Genomic DNA, 21,907 nt, shown 5'->3' with positions numbered 1-21,907 from the left:
GGGTGCTTTTGTCCTAGATGGGAACGGCACGATGGGTAACGAGCAGTAACCCTTCGCCGCTACCTCATGGCTGCTTCTTGTAGCCTCATCATGATCCAAGGGGGAATTGCCAGCCCCGGCGAACTGCTCTGGGCGATGCTGAGCGGGGCGGAAGCACCTGGCTCGCGCATTTGGAGAATCCGCTGGCGAAAGCGGCGCTCACCGCTTCGATCCCCCTGGCGCACACCCGCCCGGCGTCCCGCGCCTCGGGTCCGCACGAAGCACCCGCCACGCTTCCTGGTGTGCCGACCGCGATGTGCTGTCCGGCCAACTCCTGCCTCAGGCAAAGGAGATAGGCCGGAGGGCGGGCGCCGTGGAACCAAGTGCCCTTCCTTGTAGGCATGCGAACAGATGTCCCGTCTTAAATGATCTGGTTGCGCGTCGTCCCCGTGACATGCGGCGACCAGTTCACCTGAGACGTGGAGGTGCCGGGAATCTCAGGTGATGCCGTCCGCGCCAGAAAATGCCAGATGCTGTCTCAGTCGATCTGCTCCGGCGGCGCCCAAGCCCCCATGACTCTTGACCTTGCCCAAAGGTGAAGGACGACGCTGTCTGCGGCGTCCAAGTTGGCGAGCGGGGAGCTTGTCTCTAAGCGAACCCCGACGAGAGGAGCACGCATGGATGACGATGCTCTCCTGGCAGAGCAAATGGCCTACTACGCGGCCGGCGCGGCCGAGTACGACCGGCAATACGCAGAGTACGAAGCCCTGCAGAAGTTGCTGGCTGTCGTCGATGACCTCCCGATTGGCGGGGATGTTCTGGAGTTGGCCTGCGGAACGGGCCAGTGGACCCTGAGGCTCGCCGAACGGGTACGTTCGGTGACGGCTGTCGACGCATCACCCAAAGTACTGGCCATCGCCCGTACGCGCACCGCATCCCCCACCGTCCAGTTCCGTGAAGCCGACCTGTTCGAGTGGCAGCCACCACGACGCTATGACGTCGTGTTTTTCGCCTTCTGGCTCTCCCACGTTCCCCCGACACGGTTGGCCGACTTCTGGAACACCGTGGCCACCGCGCTCGCACCGGGCGGCAAAGCGATCTTCATCGACGACGGCCCAGCGGCAGCCACCTACGAGAAAGTCCTCGCGAACCAACCGACTCCTACCGCGCTTCGCCGGCTCAACGACGGCAGCCAGTACCGCATCGTGAAGGTATTCCACGATGCCCAGACACTCACGGACGAGCTCACAGCTCAGGCATGGTCGGTCCGCATCCGGCCCATGGCCGGGAACATCATCGGCATTGCAGAACCGCCGACCGCCGCCGTTCAGTCGTGAACCTGTCGGATGTGGGCGGTGCGGCGCTTCCCGGACCCGTCCTCGTACTCCACCTGGGCGCCGGCCTCGCGCCACAGCAGGGCTGCTGCGAGTGGAGTGAACGGACTGAGCGCCTGACCCTCCTCCGCGACCGGGCTCTGCGAAGTGATCTCGTACTCCTCGACACCCGCGGAACCGCCGAAGGTCAAGCCGACCAAGCGGCCAGGGGCGACCGTCGCTCCCTCGGTTGCGCGAGGGGTAACAGAGGTTGCCCTGAGGAAGCTCTCCAGGAAAGTGGCGCGCTCCTCCAGCTGTTCACGCCTCTTTTCCCATTTTCGCCGATTATCGGCACGCACCCGATAATCGGTCGCGGTATCAAGGGCCTCTGGCTGCCCCAGGTACTCGTGTATCTGGGACAGCTCGTTCTCCACACGTTGCCGGGATGTTCTGGCCAACGCTGTCACCGGATAAACGGCAACCGAAGGAGACTCGCCATGCCGCGGATTCGGCACGGTTCTGCGCTGTCGCGCAGCGGGAGCAGAAGCTGAAGCAGTCCGGGTTGCGGCGTCCTGACTCGCAGAGGACCGCCGCCCAGACCCGATGTGTGGTTCGGCTCGTGACGACGACGCTTCCGGTCTCGCGTCGTCGTCACCATCGGCCGCCGCCGGGGCGCTGTGGCTCGTACCGACGAGGGCTACCGCACGTTCGACGGCGGCGCGCAGTCGGGCTTCGGCACCGGACCGGTCGCGGTACCAGTCGGTGCCCCAGATCCGGTGCAGTTCCCAGCCGAGTCCGCGCAGCACTCCTTCGCGCAGCCGGTCACGGTCACGGGCCGCCTTCGAGGAGTGGTACATGGCGCCATCGCACTCCACCCCCAGCGCGTACAACCCCGGCCGGTGCGGATGCCGGACGCCCAGATCGATGCGGTAGCCGGCGACGCCGACCTGAGGCTGCACGTCATAGCCCCAGCCGCGCAGCACCGCCAGTACGGATTCCTCGAACGGGCTCTCCGGCTGGGCGTCCGGGTCCACCGTCTCCTGAGAGAGCACGGATGGACCGCTCTGTGCATACTGCAGATAGCGGTGGAAGTGCCGAAAACTCTTGCTGCCGGTGTTCCCCAACTCATCCGGATCGAACGAGGCCACGACCTCCACGCGGTAGCGTGCGCGGGTCACGGCGACGTTCAGACGGCGCCACCCATCTGCCTTGTTCATGGGGCCGAAGTTCTTCGAGAACTTGCCCTGGGCGTCCCGTCCATACCCGACCGACAGGATCATGACGTCCCGTTCGTCGCCCTGCACACTCTCCAGATTCTTGACGAAGAACCCGTTCAGCCGGTCCTCGGAGAAGCATTCGTCGAGGTCGGGGCGGTTCCGGCGCGCCGCGTCCACGGCGTCCTGGATCGCGACGGCCTGTGACTGGGACAGGGCGACCACACCCAACGATCTGCCCTTGCGCGTACTGAAGTGATGGATCACCCTGCGGGCCACGTCCTCGGCCTCCCCGGGGTTGTTCCGTGCGGCTGCCCCGGAACGGTAGACGCCTTGCCTGGCGCGGTAGAAGGCGACGCCGACATCCGCGCCCTCGGCGTGAGCCCCGGGGAAGGTGGTCATCGACTCGTCGTAGAACTCCCGGTTGCTGAAGGCGATCAGGTCCTCATGGCGGCTGCGGTAGTGCCAGCGCAGCGACAAACTCTCCAACAGCCCGCTTGCCTTGCACAGATCCAGCACGGAACGGAACTGATCGGGGGACTCCTCGTCCTCACCGTCCTCGTCGTCATCGCCCGTGGAGGAGAAGAATTCGGTGGGCGGCAGCTGCTTCTGGTCGCCGGCCACGATCAGTGCGCGACCACGGTAGACACAGTTGATGGCGTCCTGCGGCAAGACTTGCGACGCCTCGTCGAAGATCACCACATCGAAGACGAGGTCTGGCGGCAGAAATCGACTGACCGTAAGGGGGCTCATCATGAAGCACGGCTTGATCAGTGGCACCGTCTCCCTGGCGGCCTCCAGGAGCTCTCGCACCGGCTTGTGCCGGCTCTTCTTCTCGCCCTCTCGTCTGAGCAACGCCGCACCGGGAGCGTCCGTGGTCCGTGGGCGGCGGGCGTCACAGGTCTGGATGACGCGCGCGCGGGCGTGGTTGGCCAGTCTCGCGTCCAGTTCCCGGAAGCCGGCCACCAAGTCATCGCGGTCCGCGGATCGGGGGGTTCCCAGTCGTGGATCACGGGACAGTTGGAGATCGGCCCAGGCGCGGAGGGCCGCACGTTCGGCCAGCGCCGGAAAGTCGGCCGGAGCAACCCCGCGGCGCACCGCCCGGTCCACCAGATCGCCCAGGTTCAGGTCGTCGAGTGCCCGGCGGCCTCTGTCGTAGGCGCGCCACTCGTCAGGGCCGCCCCGATCTCCGTCCAGGACCTCGAGCACCTTCAAGGCCGCGTCCTGGCCGCGGGAGAACGACTCACGGAGCTGCTCAGCACGTTCCGGACGGAACAGACCCGCCAATGCCTCTGCGGCCCGTGCCCATGCGGCTGCGGCGGATTCCAGTCCGGTGTCGGCTTCCGCGTGGTAGAGGATCTCGGCGGTGGACGCACTCAGGGGCACCGTTTTCTGAAGTCCGCACGCCGCACGCAGAGTGGTGATCCAGTCGAGGGCGGCGGTCAGGTCCAACACGCTCGTGCTCCGGCCCCTGTAGAGATCCCCGAGCAGTGCCCGGTCGTCTACCGCTCCGGACTGGAACTTCACCGCGGCGGCACGCGCTGCCCGTACGGCATGCACACCGGCACGTGCCGTGGAGAGAGTCCACGTACCCGGAGCCGCGACTGCTCCTCCGTTCGCGACGGCGGTCTCTTCCACCGTCCGGATCAGTCGCTCGGCCTCTTGCAGAGGTGCAACATGCGCGCGGCTCCATTTCGCAGCGGCCCGGAGGCTTCCGGATTCCAATTCGTACGACGGTCCCGGCACGGGTGGAAGCACCAGGGAGTCGCGCCATTCGGCCAGCCGAGCGGCTGCCCGTTCTGCGGTCTTCCTCGCGGCAGCACGCGGTTGTCCTCCGAAAGCTACCTCGCGCGCCAGCGCGTCCTGGTTCGTCACTCGGGGTGCGAGCCTGAGAATGTCGTCGGCTCGCGTGACAAGGGAGTCCAGGCCATCGAAGTCGGTGTCCTCGCCCCGCCACCGCGGACCGAGGACAGACGCATGGCGACTGGCCTCAGCATCCAGTGTCCGTGCCGCCTGCTGCCAAGCCACCGCGGCCGGAAGCGCGGCCACAACCGCCTTGGTGCATTTACCGCCGTCAGGAAGAAGTGACCTGACCAACCGCCGGTCGGCACGGCACGCTGCGGACAACCTCCCGGTGAAGGATCGGTACACGGTGGCAAACCGGTGCGTGACCTCTTCGAGGGAGTCTTCCTGAAGTACCCGGTCCGTGAAGATTCCTTCGGCCTTCCTCCGAGTCTCGCGCAGCCGCCTGACCGCTTCACGCAGGACCATTGCGGCGGTCCTGGCATCGGCCGCTCCCTCACGGGTGAGCCATGCCGGCAGGGGCTTGGCGTCATCGGGTTGCCCCGCAAGGACGGCGAGGTGGCCCAAGCGAAGGGCCTCGTCGCAGGATTCGGGGGCGGGCAGGCCGTACATGGCGGCAACGGCGGCCAGCGACTGGACCGCCTCGTCGAGTGCCACGGCGTCTGCCTCAAGACGGTCAGCGAGCTCACGGGCGGCGTCGGCAGTCAGCACACTGATATCGATGGCCGGGGGCAGCACAGCCGACAGAGCGGTCTCCTCGGCACTCGGAGCGGGATCCGCCTCGGCAGGCAATCGCTCCCATTCTGCGCCAAGTGTCTGTTCCGCCGACCGTTCGGCTTCGATGACCTCGTCCAGACGGCGCCGGAAGCCCGCCACCGCTGTGGTCAGGCCCTGGTGATCGGCGGTCAGCCAAGAGTGCGGCAGCGTCGGCCGAGCGCCCGCGACGTGCAGCAGCGCGGTCAACCGAGCGGTGTCACGGACTCCCTCCCAATTGAGTTCAGCGAGCAGAGCCGTGTGCGGCAGCAGCCTTGTATCGAGTTCGCTGAGAGCCTCGGTGGCGAGGTCGAGCGTCTGCAGCGGGTTACCAGCCTCTGTCAGCCCGTACCAGGAGAATGCCGCGCCTTCCAAAGCCGGGCGCCACGACCTGCTGACCTTGCGGGCCGCCACGGTCACCTGGTCGAGTCCCTCGGCCGTGAGCGCCGCCGCGTCGAAGGCCGGGTCAGCGGGCAGTGGATGAGAATTGTCCAGTAGTGAGATCCTGCCCAGGACGTCATGCAGGCTCATACCGAGCCCGGGCCGGCTCTCGTTCATCGCCGCCGCGTACCCGGAGAGTTCCTGGCGCAGTTGGCGAGCACGCTGAAGATCGGCCCGGGCACCGCCCGACAGGGTGCGGCGAGGCGCTTGCAATGCCCCGCCGAGCTCCTGCGCCACCTGCTTCCGACCCGTGTTGTTGCTGTGCAATGCCAAGACGTAGTCATCGAGCCCGACATCGCTCAGACGGTTGCGGACCACATCCAGCGCGGCTGCCTTCTCGCTGACGAACAGCACGGTACGGCCCTGCTCCAGCAAGCCCGCGATCATATTGGTGATCGTCTGACTCTTGCCGGTACCGGGCGGCCCGTCCATCACGAAACTGCGACCTTCGATCGCAGCGGCAATGCACTGGCGCTGGGAAGAGTCCGCGTCGAGCACAAGCGGGGCTTGCTCGGGCGGCTGGATCTCGTCGATGCGATCCGCGTCGGCCGGCTCGAAGGCGAAGGTCCCAGGCGAGATGCCGGAGTCTGCGCCGAGCCCAATGGCCCGCACGAGAGCACTGGCCTGCACCCGATCGGCGTTGTCGAGGAGGTCTCGATACATAACCTCCTTGCTGGAGTTGAACGTGTCCAGCACCACCCGATTGGTGACTTTCCAACCGCGCATACCCGCCACCGCACGCCGGACCTGCGCGATCAGAGCTGGAATGTCACGGTGTTCCACCTGCTCGACGCGTGGCCAGTCAACACCCAACTCGCCCATTTTGATCGCGAGGGCGGGGTTGAGAGCCGGCTCCTCATCCGTGTTGGCCTTGAGGACGTACGAGTCACCGCGTCGCCGTTCCAGTACGACCGGCACCATCACCAACGGCGAGCTGAAGCTCTTCTCAGCAGACGGGGCCGGCGTCCAGTCGAGGAAGCCCACACCGAGATGAAGCACCCACAGGCCGTAGTCGTTGTACTTCTCTCGCGCAACGAGGGCGAGGCGGCGCACATGCCGGTCCTGTTCAGCCTGTGTGGACTTGGACGTGGTGATCTTTACAGCGGGGCGGTTGCTGCCGACTCCAGCCCGGGATGCAGGGGTGTCGATCGACCTGGCCCCAGAGGCGGAACCGGCGGGGAACGCTCTGGCGAGGGGTGCCAAGCCGTCCGACGAAGCGCTCTCGTCACCGTCCTCGCGTACAGCTGCGAAGGAGCAGCCACGGGAAAGCCCTTCCAGTACGGTGGACAACCCGGGCTCGACCACATCCATGCCTGCGGACGACGAGCGGCGCTGGTAGTTGAGCAGCCGGTTACGGAAGCTCAGATCGATGAGTGAGTCCCGCCATGAGGCGAGCAACCTCTCCAGCCGAGCGCGGTCCGTGGAAGGCAGCCTGCCTTGGCGGGTCATACAGCGCAGCTCCCTCGCTGGTGAAGAGGTCGTGAAGGCAACAGACGAAATGGGTGAAGCTTAGCGGCGCATCGCAACGGCGTCAGGAGGGACGGAACTGGATGATCCTCTCTGAACCGGGGCGCTGGAGGGTGAAGAAGCAACTTTCTGACAGGCATGAGTGAGGAGGCCACGGCAGGACGGCCCTTCCACACAGCATCACCCCACTCCTGAACCGTCGCCCCTGCACCCGCACAACCCGACGGGCCCGCCGGCCCACCCACTTCCGCAACGCGTGAGGCGGTCCGCCGACACCACCGAGAGGAGCGGAGTCGGCCCGGCTTGAGAGGCGGCGTACCCCTGCTGTACTGGGCTGGGTGGCGTTGGTCTCGGCGTCGAGTGAAATCCGACCGGTGAACGGTGCGGACCAAAGGTGACCCCGATGACCACACAGTCAGGGAACGCCCAGAGTCCGGACGAGCTCGCCGACCTCCGTACGCCAAGTGCGGACCTGCTCGTGGGTGGGACCGATCTCGTACTGGTGGTAGTGGCACCCCAGGCACAGGTGCGACCAAACGGCGCGGGTCCGCCGGGCGGTCTCCTCAGGGGTGTAGCAGCGCAAGCAGAGCATCTTGGCTCGCATGGTGGCGTGGGCGAGTCCCGGTACCGCTGTGTCGAGCACCCGGTCCACGCAGATCTCCAGGGCAGTTCTCAGGGCCAGTGAGGCTCCGCGGTACCGGCCGGCGGCTGTGGCCCCGCTGAGGTCGCCGGCGAGCAGCTGGTCGGCCGTCAGCAGGAGGTCTTCGACGGATGCGGGGGAAGCGGATGCTGCGGGTACGGAGGGGGAGGATGCGGCGGAGGCACTCATCGGGCGTTCCCCTCCGGCTTGCGCACCTTCTGCACCAGAGCCTCGACGTCCTGGACGAAACGGCGCGGGTCGGTGATCTGCGCTCCTGCAGCGTGGGCTCCTCTCTGGCACTGCTTGATGAGGTATGCCGCCTGCGCTCCGTAGCGGCTTTTCACTTCCTCGGCGACGTCGCGGATTCGGGTGATGTCGCCGAACAGGGCGAGCGCCGCGACCTTGGTGAACTTCTCGGCGTCGTCGACGGCGGCGTGCAGTTCCTGCTCCGGTCCGCCGGAGAGATGGAGCTTGATCCACGCGGCTTCCAGGAAGGCGTTCTCCAGGGCGATACGGCACAGGCTGGGCAGCACATGGGTCCGGGCCGCAGGCGGCAGATCCGGGGTGTGGACGATGGCCATCGCGTCGGCGATCGCCTGCGCGACCGGGTCGGTCACTCGCTCGACCTTCACCTTCGAGGCCTTGCTCCGCTCGACCTGGAACACCGTCACCGGCAGCTCCTGGCTCGTGAACGCTCGCTGGAGCCGGGTGTCGTGGGTGAACACGACGACCTGCCGGTGCTTGCCGAGTTCGTGCAGGACCTGAGCGAGCCCGTTGACCTTGGCGGGGTCCATGGACTGCACCGGATCGTCGATGACTATGAAACCGAACGGGCTGTCGGCGGTGACGGCGCGAGGCAGGAACAGGGACAGCGCGAGGGAGTGCAGCTCGCCCTGGCTCATGACGCCCAGCGCCGAGGCGTCCTGGCCGTCGACGGAGACGTCCATGACGAGCTTGCGTACGGTGGCCTTCTCGCTGCCGCGCAGACTCACGCCGTTGAGGTCGATGTTGCTCTCCTGGCGAAGCTTTTCCCAGATGCGTTGCGACTGTTCGGCGAAGCCCTCCATGCGCCGCTCCCGCAGCTCGCTGCTCAGCGCCTTGACCCAGGCACGGGCCCGCCGGATGTCTCTCAGCCGGGGATCGCTCTCCTTCGCGGCACGGGCCCGTTGCGCCCAGCCGGCCAGGCGGGTGACGAGCCGGCGCCAGTGTTCGTCCCGCTTCTCCAGCTCCCTCGCGGCGTTCTCCCTGACAGCGGCGCAAGCGTCGGCCAGCGTGGCGGCCGCCTCATGGGCGCGCGTGACGAGCTCGCCAGGATCGCTGACCGTGCGACAGGCGGTCCAGGCGTCCCAGGGGTCGGTCAACGCGGCCGGGATCCGCTGGGGCCTGTGCACGAGGTCCTGCAGGACCCGCACCGCCGACCGCAGTGCGCTGCGTGCGTCGTCGGCGGCCTTGGCTTCCTGCCGCAGTACGGCGACCTGCGCGGCGGCACGCGCGGCCCACTCCCCGTCCAGGACGCGGTCCGTTCCGCAGACCGGGCAGGACTCCTCGTCGGAGTGCCGGTCGTTGTGGGCCAGAGCCCTGGCGAGGAGGTCGGCGCGCTGGTGAGCGTCCTCGGCGCTCGTGCCGCGCACGTCCTCGGCATCGGCGAGAGACTTGCGCAGCCCGGCCACCGCGGCGGAGACCTGTTCCATGTCGGGGCCCTGCACGGCGGCCGCGGCCCGCAGTTCGGCGAGAAGACCCTCGTCGGTGTCGGCGGGCAGTCCCGCCACCAGTGCCTCGATGGTGTCGAAGTCCGGGCTGCCCGGGGTGTCGATGGCCAGAAGGGCCTGCACCGCGCGCTCGTCGTCCTCCAACGCGTACAGGGCGTCTACGAGTTCCGGGACTTCGGCCTTCGCCGCCTTCGCCGCGTCGTCGAGTACCTTCTCCTCCGCGCGAAGCCGGCTGTCCGCCGCGCTGAGGTGTCGCAGGCCGAGGATGGTGGCGATGGCGTCGTACATCTCGGAGGGCTTGCCGCTGATCATCCGGTCGAGGTCGACGTACGACAGAAAGGGCCGGTAGTCCTCCATGGCCTGCTTCCACGCGACCTGGTCGAGAGTGACGCGTCCGTGTCCGGGCCGCCTGAACTCTGCCTGGGAGCCACCGAAGTCCCCGCCGTCCCACGTACGGGTGAGCGTGCTGCGGCCGGTGTCGCCCTCGACGGCGAGCTTGACCTCGATCTCCGGCCTGGCACCGTCCTCAAGGTGGAGGTTGCGCCAGTTGCCGCTGCGCGACGCGTGCAGCCCGTGCCAGCGCATGTTCGTGCCGGTGAACGCGGTCTCGATGCCCTCGGCGATGCTGGACTTGCCGGACCCGTTGCGGCCCACCACGAGGTTCACGCCCGGCCGGGGGCTGAGGTTCAGCCAGGTGCGGGGACCGATGCCGCGGAAACCGGTGACGGCGACCGAGGCCAGGTAGATCCGGCCGACGGAGGACGGCCCTTCGGCCTCCCCCTCGCCCAGAGCGTCCTTGAGGAGCACCTTCACCGGCTCGCTGAGGCTCGCTTCCGTGAGGCGGGCCTGCACCAGTTCGGCTACGGGCATGGACGGGATGGTCTGGGTCGGCTGGGTGGAATGGTGCGCGGTGTGCTGGGGCTGTTCCGTCTCGGTCATGAGGTGCTCCGGTGTGGGCGCGGGAAAGCATGGAAGAGCCAGAGGGCTGGGCCGAAGGCGAGGCAGGTTCACCGGATCTCCGGTCAGCAGCGGGGAAAGGCGGCCTGGGAGCGTCGGCAGTCGGTGAGGGTGGCGACGGTGACCTACAGCGTGACCAGGCGCGGGAGTTCGCTGAGCGGGACGGTGTCACGCACGGAGTGCAGGCTGAACTCGGCGAGGGGGTCGGCGGCCTCGTCCAGGGGTGCCGTGCTCGACGCGTCCACGTGACCTGCCGGTCAGCGCCAAGCGGCGCCGGTCAGGGCGCGGAGTCCGTCTTGGCGGTGTCGTTGACGTTGGTCAGACACGCCTTCATGAAGTCGTCGCGGTGGACGGTGCCGCCGGTGGGCTCTTGGGAGATCTGGGCGTACTCCTGCGAGCAGGTGCTGTCGCTCGCGGTGTAGGTCATGCTGCCGTCGTCGGCGTACACGCCGCCCGATATCAGGCCGGACGCGTAGGCGCCGAGGAGCGTCGAGCGGCCGAAGACGGGCTTGTCCACAGTCTTGGTGACCGTATGGGTGACGACCTTGGGCGGACGGGACTCGGCCTGATGGGCACGGTGGTCGGCCGCAGCCGTCTGACGGCGGGCGGCGGCGAGCGCGGAGTGGGTACTGACGTGGTCCACCGTGGCCACGGTGACGGAAAGGGCTGCCAACCCGCAGGCAGCGATGGCGATGACGTTGGCTCGGTTCACGGTTGTCCTTCAGATGATGAAAAGGAGTCGGAGGGTGAGAACCACGCGGTAGGACGTGACCGGGGGCGGCGCGGAGGTGGCGGAGCATCGCCTCGCCCCCGCGCTCGAAGGTGTGCCGACCCGCTTGGGCAGCCGGTCAGCCGACTCTCGTGTCAGTCCACTTGCCGCTGAGGAACGAGCTGCCGCCGCACCACCATCACGGCCCTGACCGAAGAGATCAGTAGTTGGCGTTGGCGATGAGGTCGCCGTCCTGGCCGTAGACGCTGACGAGCCCGTTCTTGGACTCGTAGCAGGACGTGAACGCGGAGGCGATGAGCTTCGCGTCGCCCTGGTTGTCGCTCATCAGCCCGCCGGTGAAGTCGGTGTAGACCTCGGCCGAGTCCAGGATGTCGTTCCGCTTGTCCGCGCCGGTCACCTTCGTGACGTGCTGGACGGCCTTCTTCTCCGTGGCCGTACCGGACTTGGCGACGCAGGCCCTGAACTGCTCCGCCTGCGTCTTCGTCTTCTGCGTCTTCGTCTTCTGCGTCTTCTGCGCGGTCGTCGCCTCGGGCTTGTCGGACTCGGGCGTACGGCCGGCGGCGACGGCCTTGTCCTTGGCGCCGGTGTCGGTGGAGTCGCCGTTTCCGCCGCCGGCCGCGGCGACGACGCCGATCAGAACGAAGAAGGCGACGATGCCGAGGCAGCCGAAGCCGACGATCTTCCCCGCCTTCGACTTCTTCGGCGGCTGCGGCTGGAACGGCGGAGTGCCGTAACCCTGCTGCTGCGGGCCGCCCCAACCGGGCTGGGGCTGCTGCGGGTACTGCTGCTGGCTCATGGTTCCCCCCAGGGATGTGGATGCACCTTGCGGGTGCGTGTGACGTGTGAACTGGAATGTGCGTCAGGCGGCCCGGGAGCGCCGGTAGTCGGCGAGGGCGCCGGTGGCCCACAGCGGGACCAGACGCGGGAGTTCGGTGCGCGGGACGGCGCCGCGCACGCAGCGCAGGCCGAGCTTGGCGAGGGAGTCGGCGGCCTCGTTGAGAGGGTGGCCGGCGTGGGCCTTCTCGTGGACGAAGGTCAGGTGCGGGGTGTATTCGGCGAGCAACTGCAGCTTGACCAGGCTGGGCCGGCGGCCCTGGGAGCGCAGGTGGGTGTCGTAGCCCTCCGGCATGTCCGTGCCGCCCTGCTGCCAGCTGTGCAGGTGTCTCAGTGCCTGCAGGTTGTCCACGCGGACCTCGATCGGCCGGCCGGGGTGCTCGTGGAGAACCGCTGTGAGGCCCCAGTACACGGCGCGCAGTTCGGTGACGACCACGCGGGAGTGGGGGCGCGCGAGGTACTTCGGGTAGAGGTGGGCGCGCAGACCGGCGTGGCCGGTGGTGGCGAGGTAGCCGGAGGCCACCCGGTCCGGACCGCCGACGGAGGCGTCCGTGGCGAGCACGATCGGCCCGGCGACGGCCTTGACCTTGTCGTTCACTCTCACCTGGCGGCAAGTGGACGTGGTGGGGCGGGGTGCGTGGGTGAGGGGAGAACGACGACCCATGGCAGTTGTTGCCTCCTTGTCTTCATGACGGGACAGCGGGAGAGAGGGCGGGCGGCGCGTGACGCCCACCGGGTGGGGCATGTGGGTCAGGCGCCGGCGGCGGTCGGCGGGTGGACCTGGCCGTAGACGGTGAGGAACAGCTCCAGGTCGGCGCGCTCGTCGGGTGCGGCGTGACCGGAGGCGAGGCGGGCGCGGGCCTCACGGTGAGCGCGGCGCAGGTGGCCGCTGCGCTCCGGGTGGCGCCAGAGGAGGCGGAACGCCTGCTGGTGGTCGTAGAGGTTGGTCTCGTAGGACGTGCCGGTGATGTGCCGGGCCTGGACCAGCAGGGCCCGGAAGTTCTCCCCGGCGTCGCGCTTCAGCAACTGCGCCAAGTGGCGGTGGTACACGGTCAGTTCGGGCTCGCCCGTCTCGGTCAAGCAGGTCTCTCCGCTCGTGAGGCTTCGTCTGTCGTCCCGGGGCGTGCCGCAGTGGCCGGTCCCCGGGTGATGCTTCCGCCGACCACTGCCATCCGGAAGCATCCACAGATAAGCACGTCACTGAAAGCACTGTCAAACGCGTTCACGCGCTTAGTCGATGGTGTAGTGTGTTCGCTGTACCCGACGAGAGGTGAGAACCCGTCATGACCCAGCCGTCAGCCCAGGTGACAGCCGCGGAGATCTCCCGTATCGCGGGAGTCACGCGCGCCACCGTCAGCAACTGGCGCCGCCGGCACGACGACTTCCCGGCACCGGCCGGCGGCAACGAGAGCAGCCCGCTCTACGACCTGGAAACCGTGCGCGCCTGGCTGCGCTCACGCGGCCAGACCTCCGCCGCTGCCCCGGCTGAGGAGCTGCGCACCCTGCTGCGCCTGCACCCCACGGGCGCGGGCCCGGCCGCACCGCTGTTCCCCCTGGTCCTCGCCACCTCCCGCCGCTCCCCGCACGAGCTGACCGAGCTGGTCGACCTGCCGGACGCCGACCTCGCCGCACGCGCGGACGCCGCGGTCGCCGACCTCACCGGCACGCTTCCGCAGACAGAAGCCGCCCCCTTCACAGCAGCCGACGCGGCCGTCGTGCGGGCGCTGATCCACTGCGTACGGGAGGAGGGCGCCCCGGCCGCCCTCGACGTACTCGCCGAGCGGGAACTGGAGGACAGCGCCTCCACCGGCACCTACCAGACCCCCGACCGCCTGGCCGACCTCATGGCACGCCTGCTGCCCGCGGACACGGCCCGCGTCCTGGACCCCGCGTGCGGCAGCGGCACCCTGCTCGCGGCCACCGCACGCCACGGCGCCCGCGAGCTGTACGGCCAGGACGCCCTGCCCGTGCAGGCCCAACGCAGCGCGGTACGACTGCTGCTGGCCACGCCCGACGCGACGGTGGCCGTACAGGCCGGCGACAGCCTGCGCCACGACGCCTTCCCACAGCCTCCGGTCGACGCGGTCTTGTGCAACCCGCCCTACGGCGACCGCGACTGGGGCCACGACGAGCTGGCCTACGACCCCCGCTGGGCCTACGGCGTCCCACCGCGCTCCGAGCCCGAACTCGCCTGGATCCAGCACGCCCTGGCCCACCTGCACCCCGGCGGCTACGCGGTCCTGCTGCTGCCCCCCGCCACCGCCGCCCGCGCCTCGGGCCGCCGCGTGCGCGCCGAACTGGTTCGCGGCGGCGCCCTGCGGGCCGTCGCGGCCCTGCCGCCCGGCGCGGCCGCCCCCCTGCACATCGGCCTCCAGCTCTGGATCCTCCAGGCCCCGCAGCCGGACGGCCCGGACCACGCCTCCGTGCTGTTCGTGGACGCCGGCGCCGAGCGACAGCAGGACAGGCCACGCAACCGGTCCGACAGCACGCCCGGATCGACGGGAACGCGCCGCCGCCGCGACGCCCTCGACTGGGACGAGCTGACCGACACGGTGCTGGACCACTGGACGGCCTTCCGCACCAGCCCGGAGTCCTTCTCCGACCAGCCCGGCATCGCCCGGGCCGTCCCCGTACGGGACCTGCTCGACGAGGTCGTCGACCTCACCCCGGCCCGCCAGGTCCGCGCCCTGCCCACAGACATCGACCCGGCCGAGGTGGCACGGCAGACCGACGACCACCGCAAGCAGCTGACCGAGCACGCCGGCCTCCTCGCCGAGGCCGCTCAGGGCACATGGCAGCCCACCGGCGACTCCCCACGGCAGTGGCGCACGGCCACCCTCTCCGACCTCACCCGCGGCGGCGCCCTGGAGATCCTGCGGGCGGCGGCCGACACCAGGGAGAAGACCGAGGGCGTGCGATGGAGGGCCGAGAACACCGGACGGCCGGTCCTCCACGGAACCGACATCGCGGACGGCGTACCCGCCTCTGGCACGTTCCTGGACGGAATGCCGCTGAAGTCGTCACCCGTCATCGCCGAAGGGGACATCCTGGTACGCATGTTCACGGGGGACAGCGGAAACATGGCCCGAGTGGCCGACGAACAGGACATCGGCGTACTGCTCGGCCACGACCTCTACCTCCTGCGCCCCGACCCGGCGCGCCTGGACCCCTGGTTCCTCGCGGGCTTCGTCGGCGCGCACGACAACGTCACCGGGGCATCCACTGGCAGCACCACGGTCCACCTCCAACCCGGCCGACTCCGCGTACCGTTGCTGCCCCTTCAGGAGCAGCACCGCTACGGCGAGGCCTTCCGCCGCGTCCACGAGCTACACACCGCCGCCCGCCGGGCCACCGGCCTTGCCCGCGAGTACGCGGACCTCCTGACCACCGGCCTGACGGCGGGCGCACTGCTCCCACCCGAGACCGCGTCGCCCTGACGCACTGGCACGCCTCTTCACACATCCACCACACTTGGCCGCACCCGCCCCCTCGCCCGGCGGAACGGCTCGGAAGGAACTCGGGGAACCTTGAACAGCAGCAAGCACACGGAACTGGCGAACCACGCCTGGTCCGTCGCCGACCTCCTGCGCGGCGACTACAAGCAGTCCGACTACGGCAAGGTCATCCTGCCGTTCACCGTGCTGCGCCGCCTGGAGTGCGTCCTGGAGCCCACCCGGGACAAGGTCGTCGAGACGGTGGCCCGCTTCGCCGGCCAGGACATCGACACCGACCGCTTCCTGCGGAAGGCCTCGGGCAACTCCTTCTACAACAAGAGCGAGCTCACGCTGCGGAAGATCGCGGCCGACCCGCAGAACGCGGCGAAGAACCTGCAGATCTACGTCGGCGCCTTCTCCGACAACGCCCGCGAGGTCCTCGACAAGTACGAGTTCAACCAGCAGGTCAGGAAGCTCGACGGCGCGAACCTGCTCTACCAGGTCATCGGCAAGTTCACGGACCTCGACCTGCACCCCGATGTCGTGCCCAACCACAACATGGGTTACATCTTCGAGGAGTTGATCCGCCGCTTCGCCGAGCAGTCGAACGAGACCGCGGGTGAGCACTTCACCCCGCGCGAGGTCATCAAGCTGATGGTCAACCTGCTGGTGGCGCCCGACGCGGACGCCCTCAGCCTGCCGGGTGTCGTCCGCACGGTCATGGACCCGGCCTGCGGCACGGGCGGGATGCTCAGCGCCGCCGACGACCGCATCAAGGCCCTCAATCCGGACGCGACGGTCGAGGTGTATGGGCAGGAGCTCAACCCCGAGTCCTGGGCGATCTGCCGCTCCGACCTCATGATCAAGGGCCAGGACCCGGACCACATCGCCTTCGGCAACTCCTTCTCCGACGACGGCCACGCCCGCCGCAGGTTCGACTACATCCTCGCCAACCCGCCGTTCGGCGTGGAGTGGAAGAAGGTCAAGGACGAGGTCGAGTACGAGCACAAGTCACTCGGCGACGCCGGCCGCTTCGGCGCGGGCCTGCCGCGCATCAACGACGGCTCGCTGCTTTTCCTCCAGCACATGATCTCGAAGATGAAGCCGGTGGACGTGAACGGCGGGGGCGGCTCCCGTATCGCCATCGTCTTCAACGGCTCCCCGCTGTTCACGGGCGCGGCCGAGTCCGGCGAGTCCAACATCCGCCGTTGGATCCTGGAGAATGACTGGCTGGAGGCCATCGTCGCCCTGCCGGACCAGCTCTTCTACAACACCGGTATCTCCACGTACTTCTGGATCCTCACCAACCGCAAGGACGCCAGCCACAAGGGCAAGGTCGTCCTGCTGGACGCGCGCGACCAGTGGCAGAAGATGCGCAAGTCTCTCGGCGACAAGCGCAAGGAGCTGGGTGACGGGACGAACGGCCGCCCCGACCACATCGGTGACATCACCCGGCTGTACGCGGAGGCGGTGCAGGTCGCGAAGGACCCCGAGCACCCGCTGCACGGCAAGGTCAAGGTCTTCGCCAACGAGGACTTCGGCTACCAGCGCATCACCGTGGAGCGGCCGTTGAAGCTGCGGTTCGAGGTCACGGAGGAGACCCTGGCCGCGCTGGCGGAGGCCAAGCCGGTGGCCAAGCTGGAGCAGAGCGAGGAGTTCGTCGCGACGGTGCGTACGCTGCTCGGCTCGTCCTGGACGACGAAGTCCGAGGCGTTCATCGCGCTCAAGGACGCGGTGGTCGCGGCCGGCCTGACCTGGCCGTCGGGAGCGCCGTTCGCGAAGGCGGTACGGGAGACGGTCGGGGTCCGGCACCCGGAGGGCGAGGTACAGAAGGTCAAGGGCGCGCCGGAACCGGACTCCGACCTGCGGGACTACGAGAACGTGCCGCTGGGGGAGGACGTCGAGGACTACCTGAAGCGCGAGGTGCTGCCGCACGTCCCGGACGCGTGGATCGACCACACGAAGACGAAGATCGGTTACGAGATCCCGTTCACGCGGCACTTCTACGTGTACGAACCGCCGAGGCCGCTGGCGGAGATCGACGCGGAACTGAAGTCGCTGGAGGCGGAGATTCAGGCGCTGTTGGGTGAGGTGACGGCATGAGCTTCCCCGCTCACTGGCACACTCGCCGGGCGCGGTTCGTCTTCTCGCGTCGCGACGTACGAGGCGTAGATGCACCCTTGGCCTCAGCGACAAAAGACGGTGTCAGCTTGCGTAGTGACCTTGACTACGGGGTGTGGAATCCGGATTCCAACATCACCAACTACAAGCTGGTCGAGCCAGACGACTTCGTTATCGGACTGCGAAGCTTCCAGCACGGTATTTCGCACTCTGCTGTACGGGGTCTTGTGAGCCCGGCGTACACGGTGCTGCGGTCAGCAGGCGACTTGGATCCGACGTTCTTCAAGTACTACTTCCGATCCAGTCTGCTCATTTCCCACCTGGCGAACATCACCCAGGGGATTCGACAGGGACAGGCGATTGACATTGAGGCCTTCCAGAACCTCCCGGTGCCTGTACCTGAACTGGAGGAGCAGCGCAGCATCGCCGACTTCCTCGATGCAGAGACCGCCCGCATCGACAAGCTTGTGCGCCTCAGAAGCACGCAGTCGTCGCTGATCGGGGAAAGTCTCGCCGCTGAAGCGGTCGACCTGACCGGTCGTTCCCAAATCAGACGAGATGGCGGGACGACCGAAAGTACGGTTCAACTGCGACGCGCGGCCATGTCTACGCAGACCGGCAGCACACCCGCGACTCTATACGACCTGTCAGGCGGGAGCGCGCCGGAGGCTAGTATTCCTTGGTACACGCCTGCCGCTATCGATTCCTGGATGTCCATCACAACTCCTGAGAAGGCTACTCGCCGAAACGGCGTGCCACTTTTCCCGGCTGACAGCGTGCTCATTACCGGCATTGGTGAATCCCTGGGCAAGGTTGCGTACCTGGACCACGTCGCAACCGGAAATCAGCAGCTCACAGCCATCACCCCTCAGGTTGGGGTGAGTGGAAGGTTCATGGCCTGGCAACTCTGGGCTGCCGAGCAGGAGATCCGCGAATGGGCACAGTACTCGCGTATTCGCATTATCAACAACGATTCACTCAAATCATTTCCGATCTATCTTCCATCGCGCGCCGAACAAGACACAGTGGTGCGCACGCTCGATTCCCGCATGGCACGTGTTCGGCAGATTACGGACGCGTTCCTGAGGTTTCAGAGGCTTGCGGATGAGCGCCGCCAGTCCCTCATCACCGCCGCTGTAACCGGCCAGTTCGACGTCTCCACCGCCGGCGGGCGCAACGTAACGGACGGAGTCACCGCCTAGCCATGAGCCCCATCCACACGGAGTCCGCCTTCGGTGACGCCATCGTCGCCGCCATGGTCGAGCGCGGCTGGCGCGAGGCGCGTCCGCAGGACTACCGGGCCGATCTCGGCCTGGACACTAACGAGTTGTTCACCTTCATCGGGGCGACGCAGCCCGACGAGTGGAGCGAACTGCTCACCGTCTACGGCGGCGACCCGAACGAGGCCCAGCGCGGGTTCGCCGGCCGCCTCGACCAGGCCATCGCCACCGACGGGCTCCTCGACGTGCTCCGCAACGGCGTCAAGGACCGGGGTGTCCTGCTCCGCGTCGCGTACTTCAAGCCGAACCTCGTCGCCCACGACTCCGTGCTCGACGGCTACCGGGCCAACCGCCTCACCGTCGTCCGCGAACTCGAGTACGCGACGAAGCAAGCGGACTGGGGCAACCGGCTCGACCTCACCCTCTTCCTCAATGGAATCCCGGTCGCCACGGCCGAGTTGAAGAACCCGCTGACCAAGCAAGGGGTGGAGCAGGCCAAGGAGCAGTACCGCACCGACCGCGACCCCACCGAGCTGATCTTCACGCGCCGGGTCGTCGCGAACTTCGCTGTCGACCCGGACCTGGTCTTCGTCGCCACCCAGCTCAAGGGCAAGAACACCCGCTTCCTCCCCTTCAACACCGGCTCCAACGGCCCTGGTCAGCCGGGCGGCGCCGGAAACCCCGCCCCGACCGCCTACGGCACGTACGCGACCTCGTACCTCTGGGAGCAGGTCTGGCAGCCGGACAACTGGCTGGACCTGCTCCAGCGGTTCGTACACCTGCACAAGAGCAAGTCGCCCGGCGGCGGCACGACGAAGACGATGATCTTCCCCCGGTTCCACCAGTGGGACGTGGTCAAGAAGCTCACCGCGCACGCCTCCACCCACGGCGCCGGTCACGATTACCTAGTCATGGCCTCGGCCGGCTCGGGCAAGTCGAACACCATCGGCTGGCTCGCGCACCGCCTCAGCGACCTGCACACCCCCACTGACCCGTCGGAGCTCGACGCCGAGGCCGTGGCCAAGGGGCTCAAGCCGGGCGTACCGGTCTTCGACAAGGTCATCGTCATCACCGACCGCCGCAACCTGGACGCCCAACTCCGGGAAACGGTCGGAAGTTTCGAGCAGACCGCGGGCCTCGTCGTGAAGATCGACGAGAAGCATGGGGCGAAGGGCGAGCAGCTCGCCAAGGCCCTCTCCCGTGACACCGGGAAGATCGTCACCGTCACCCTGCACTCCTTCCCGGCGCTGCTGGACTACCTCCAGCGCAACCCCACCGAGATCCAGGGCAGCCGCTTCGCGATCATCGTGGACGAGGCGCATTCCTCGCAGTCCGGCGACGCCGCCACCGCCGTACGGTCCGCTCTCCGTGACCTCGGCCTGGACTCCGACTCGGACGACGCGGGCGCGACCACGGTCAAGGCCGAGGCCGCCACCCTCGACGAGCAGCTCAAGAAGAGGGCCGAGCAGCGTTCCCGCGCTGCGAACCTCTCCTACTTCGCGTTCACCGCCACGCCGAAGGCCAAGACCCTGGAACTCTTCGGCACGCTCCAGGACATCGACGGCGAGGCGACCTACCGGCCCTTCCACACGTACTCGATGCGGCAGGCGATCGAGGAGGGCTTCATCCTCGACCCGCTGCGCAACTACGTCACGTACAACACGTACTGGAAGCTGGTGAACAAGAACCCCGACGAGAAGGAAGTCGACCCGTCGAAGGCGAACAGTCTGCTTGCCCGGTACGCGCTGACCCATGACTCGACGGTCGCCCAGCACGCCCAAGTGATCGTGGAGCACTTCGTCACCCACAGCCGGGGCCGTCTCGGCGGGCGGGCCAAGTCGATGGTCGTGACCGCGTCCCGCCAGTCCGCCGTCGACATGGCACGCGCGATCAAGAGCTACATCAAGGACCGGGACTACGACACCAAGTACCCCGACCTGGGCGTCCTCGTCGCCTTCTCCGGCTCGCTCACGATCGACGGCGAGGAGACCACCGAGCCGAAGGAGAACGGCGGGCTGTCCGAGAGCGCGCTGCCGAAGGCGTTCGCGTACACGCGTGCCGACGACAAGGCCGCGCGCGCCGGCGGGGCGGGCCAGCGCGAGTACAAGATCCTCGTCGTCGCGGAGAAGTACCAGACCGGGTTCGACCAGCCGCTGCTGACGACGATGTACGTCAACAAGACACTGACCGGCATCTCCGCCGTCCAGACCCTGTCCCGGCTGAACCGGACCGCCGAACGCAAGACCCAGGCGGACCTGGCGGTGCTGGACTTCGTCAACGAAGCCGAGGACATACAGGACTCCTTCCGCCCGTACTTCGAGGAGGCGAACACCCTCCCCTCCGACCCCAACCTGCTCTACACCGCGCAGAGCCGGGTCATGCAGGCGGGGATCCTGTCCGGGCAGGAGATGGACGAGTTCGCCGCCGCGTACTTCGCCGCCAAGGAGAAGGCGGCAGGTTCGCAGTCCAAGTGGGAGAAGCTGCACGCCGAGCTGTACCGGCTGCTCTCCCCCGCCGTCGCCCGCTTCACGCCCCTGCTCGAAAGCGAGGACGAGGACGACCAGGAGGCGGCGGAGAGCTTCCGCGCCGACCTCAACGACTACGTCAGGAAGTACGGCTTCCTCGCGCAGATCGTCCCCTACCAGGACGCCGAACTGGAGCGGCTGCACCTCTACGGCCGCTACCTCCTCAACCGGCTGCCGCGCCGCGCGGACGGCGGCGTGGACATCGGCGAGATCGACCTCAGCCACATGCGGGTGGAGAAGACCGGCCAGTACGACGTCTCCCTCACCTCCGAGGGGCCGACGACGATGCAGGGCTTCGGCGACGGCTCGGGCGGCGCGAAGGAAGCGGAGAAGTCGCTGCTCTCGCAGTTGATCGAGAAGTTCAACGAACGCTTCGGCACCGAGTTCACCGAACAGGACGTCATCCGCCCGTTCGAGGAGGCCAAGGCCGACCCGAAGGTGCGGGCGGCGGCCGTCGTCAACGACGAGGACAACTTCGGCCTCGTCTTCGACAACGTCTTCGCGGACAAGATGGCCGACCACATCGACACCATCGCGGGCATGGGCCGCCAGTACTTCGGCCCCGACAAGGGCTTCAAGTCCAGCCTGGACCGCAGCGCCCGCAAGGCCGCCTGGCGGATGATCCGCCGCGAGGAGGGCTTGGAGGACGACGTCTGATGCGTAAACCCCGGCTGGACATGCCAGCCGGGGCACCCATTGTGCTCCGTACGCCGTAGCCGTGCGGAGAAGAAAGCTGACGAGCTGGTGCGGGCCGCCGCGGCCGTTTA

The 21,907-nt window shown here is 67.9% G+C and carries 12 protein-coding genes; 5 read left to right on the top strand and 7 right to left on the bottom strand.

The window, feature by feature from the left end; genetic code table 11:
• Nucleotides 1-656: 656 nt before the first annotated feature.
• Nucleotides 657-1,316, top strand: a complete 660-nt coding sequence (locus MB828_RS39485) for a class I SAM-dependent methyltransferase (RefSeq protein WP_301652378.1) — start codon at nucleotides 657-659, stop codon at nucleotides 1,314-1,316.
• On the opposite strand, the gene MB828_RS39480 is transcribed toward MB828_RS39485, so the two are convergent.
• From MB828_RS39480 to MB828_RS39450, 7 genes are all read right to left on the bottom strand, one after another.
• The gene (locus tag MB828_RS39480) at nucleotides 1,307-6,952 is read right to left on the bottom strand and encodes a DUF4011 domain-containing protein (RefSeq protein WP_301652377.1); all 5,646 of its coding nucleotides are present in this window, start codon (nucleotides 6,950-6,952) and stop codon (nucleotides 1,307-1,309) included. The genes MB828_RS39485 and MB828_RS39480 overlap by 10 nt on opposite strands.
• A 433-nt stretch (nucleotides 6,953-7,385) precedes the next feature.
• On the bottom strand, nucleotides 7,386-7,799 hold the full coding sequence (locus MB828_RS39475) for a hypothetical protein (RefSeq protein ID WP_301652376.1): 414 nt from the start codon (nucleotides 7,797-7,799) through the stop codon (nucleotides 7,386-7,388).
• Nucleotides 7,796-10,258: an AAA family ATPase gene (locus MB828_RS39470; protein WP_301652375.1), complete on the bottom strand. Its 2,463-nt coding sequence runs from the start codon at nucleotides 10,256-10,258 to the stop codon at nucleotides 7,796-7,798. Before MB828_RS39470 ends, MB828_RS39475 begins: the two co-directional genes overlap by 4 nt.
• Nucleotides 10,259-10,553: 295 nt before the next feature.
• Entirely contained in the window at nucleotides 10,554-10,988 is a 435-nt protein-coding gene (locus MB828_RS39465; RefSeq protein WP_301652374.1) for a hypothetical protein, read from the bottom strand.
• A gap of 217 nt (nucleotides 10,989-11,205) precedes the next feature.
• Nucleotides 11,206-11,802, bottom strand: coding sequence for a hypothetical protein (locus MB828_RS39460; RefSeq protein WP_301652373.1), 597 nt, complete (start codon nucleotides 11,800-11,802; stop codon nucleotides 11,206-11,208).
• A 63-nt stretch (nucleotides 11,803-11,865) separates the two neighbouring features.
• Nucleotides 11,866-12,438: a ribonuclease HI gene (locus MB828_RS39455; protein ID WP_301652372.1), complete on the bottom strand. Its 573-nt coding sequence runs from the start codon at nucleotides 12,436-12,438 to the stop codon at nucleotides 11,866-11,868.
• A 152-nt stretch (nucleotides 12,439-12,590) separates the two neighbouring features.
• Complete coding sequence (locus MB828_RS39450) at nucleotides 12,591-12,920, bottom strand: hypothetical protein (RefSeq protein WP_301652371.1); 330 nt, start codon at nucleotides 12,918-12,920, stop codon at nucleotides 12,591-12,593.
• 203 nt (nucleotides 12,921-13,123) lie between these two features.
• Here MB828_RS39450 and MB828_RS39445 point away from each other — a divergent pair, with 203 nt between their 5' ends.
• The 4 genes from MB828_RS39445 to MB828_RS39430 all read left to right on the top strand — a co-directional run bounded on the left by MB828_RS39445 (nucleotide 13,124) and on the right by MB828_RS39430 (nucleotide 21,797).
• A complete protein-coding gene (locus MB828_RS39445; RefSeq protein ID WP_301652370.1) occupies nucleotides 13,124-15,277 on the top strand; it encodes an N-6 DNA methylase in 2,154 nt (717 codons plus the stop codon).
• A gap of 90 nt (nucleotides 15,278-15,367) precedes the next feature.
• A complete protein-coding gene (locus MB828_RS39440) occupies nucleotides 15,368-17,377 on the top strand; it encodes a type I restriction-modification system subunit M (RefSeq protein ID WP_301652369.1) in 2,010 nt (669 codons plus the stop codon).
• A 107-nt stretch (nucleotides 17,378-17,484) separates the two neighbouring features.
• Nucleotides 17,485-18,597, top strand: coding sequence for a restriction endonuclease subunit S (locus MB828_RS39435; RefSeq protein WP_301652368.1), 1,113 nt, complete (start codon nucleotides 17,485-17,487; stop codon nucleotides 18,595-18,597).
• A gap of 2 nt (nucleotides 18,598-18,599) precedes the next feature.
• Entirely contained in the window at nucleotides 18,600-21,797 is a 3,198-nt protein-coding gene (locus MB828_RS39430; protein ID WP_301652367.1) for a type I restriction endonuclease subunit R, read from the top strand.
• The last annotated feature ends 110 nt before the right edge of the window (nucleotides 21,798-21,907 follow it).

It is taken from the genome of Streptomyces arenae, from assembly GCF_022343545.1.
GTDB lineage: Bacteria > Actinomycetota > Actinomycetes > Streptomycetales > Streptomycetaceae > Streptomyces > Streptomyces humi.
This window is presented reverse-complemented; position numbering and strand designations above follow the sequence as displayed.

What these genes read in the sequence shown, in the direction of transcription:
- MB828_RS39485 (WP_301652378.1), top strand. Translation starts at nt 657, where the DNA reads ATGGATGACGATGCTCTCCTGGCAGAGCAAATGGCCTACTACGCGGCC.
- MB828_RS39480 (WP_301652377.1), bottom strand. Translation starts at nt 6,952, where the DNA reads ATGACCCGCCAAGGCAGGCTGCCTTCCACGGACCGCGCTCGGCTGGAG.
- MB828_RS39475 (WP_301652376.1), bottom strand. Translation starts at nt 7,799, where the DNA reads ATGAGTGCCTCCGCCGCATCCTCCCCCTCCGTACCCGCAGCATCCGCT.
- MB828_RS39470 (WP_301652375.1), bottom strand. Translation starts at nt 10,258, where the DNA reads ATGACCGAGACGGAACAGCCCCAGCACACCGCGCACCATTCCACCCAG.
- MB828_RS39460 (WP_301652373.1), bottom strand. Translation starts at nt 11,802, where the DNA reads ATGAGCCAGCAGCAGTACCCGCAGCAGCCCCAGCCCGGTTGGGGCGGC.
- MB828_RS39445 (WP_301652370.1), top strand. Translation starts at nt 13,124, where the DNA reads ATGACCCAGCCGTCAGCCCAGGTGACAGCCGCGGAGATCTCCCGTATC.
- MB828_RS39430 (WP_301652367.1), top strand. Translation starts at nt 18,600, where the DNA reads ATGAGCCCCATCCACACGGAGTCCGCCTTCGGTGACGCCATCGTCGCC.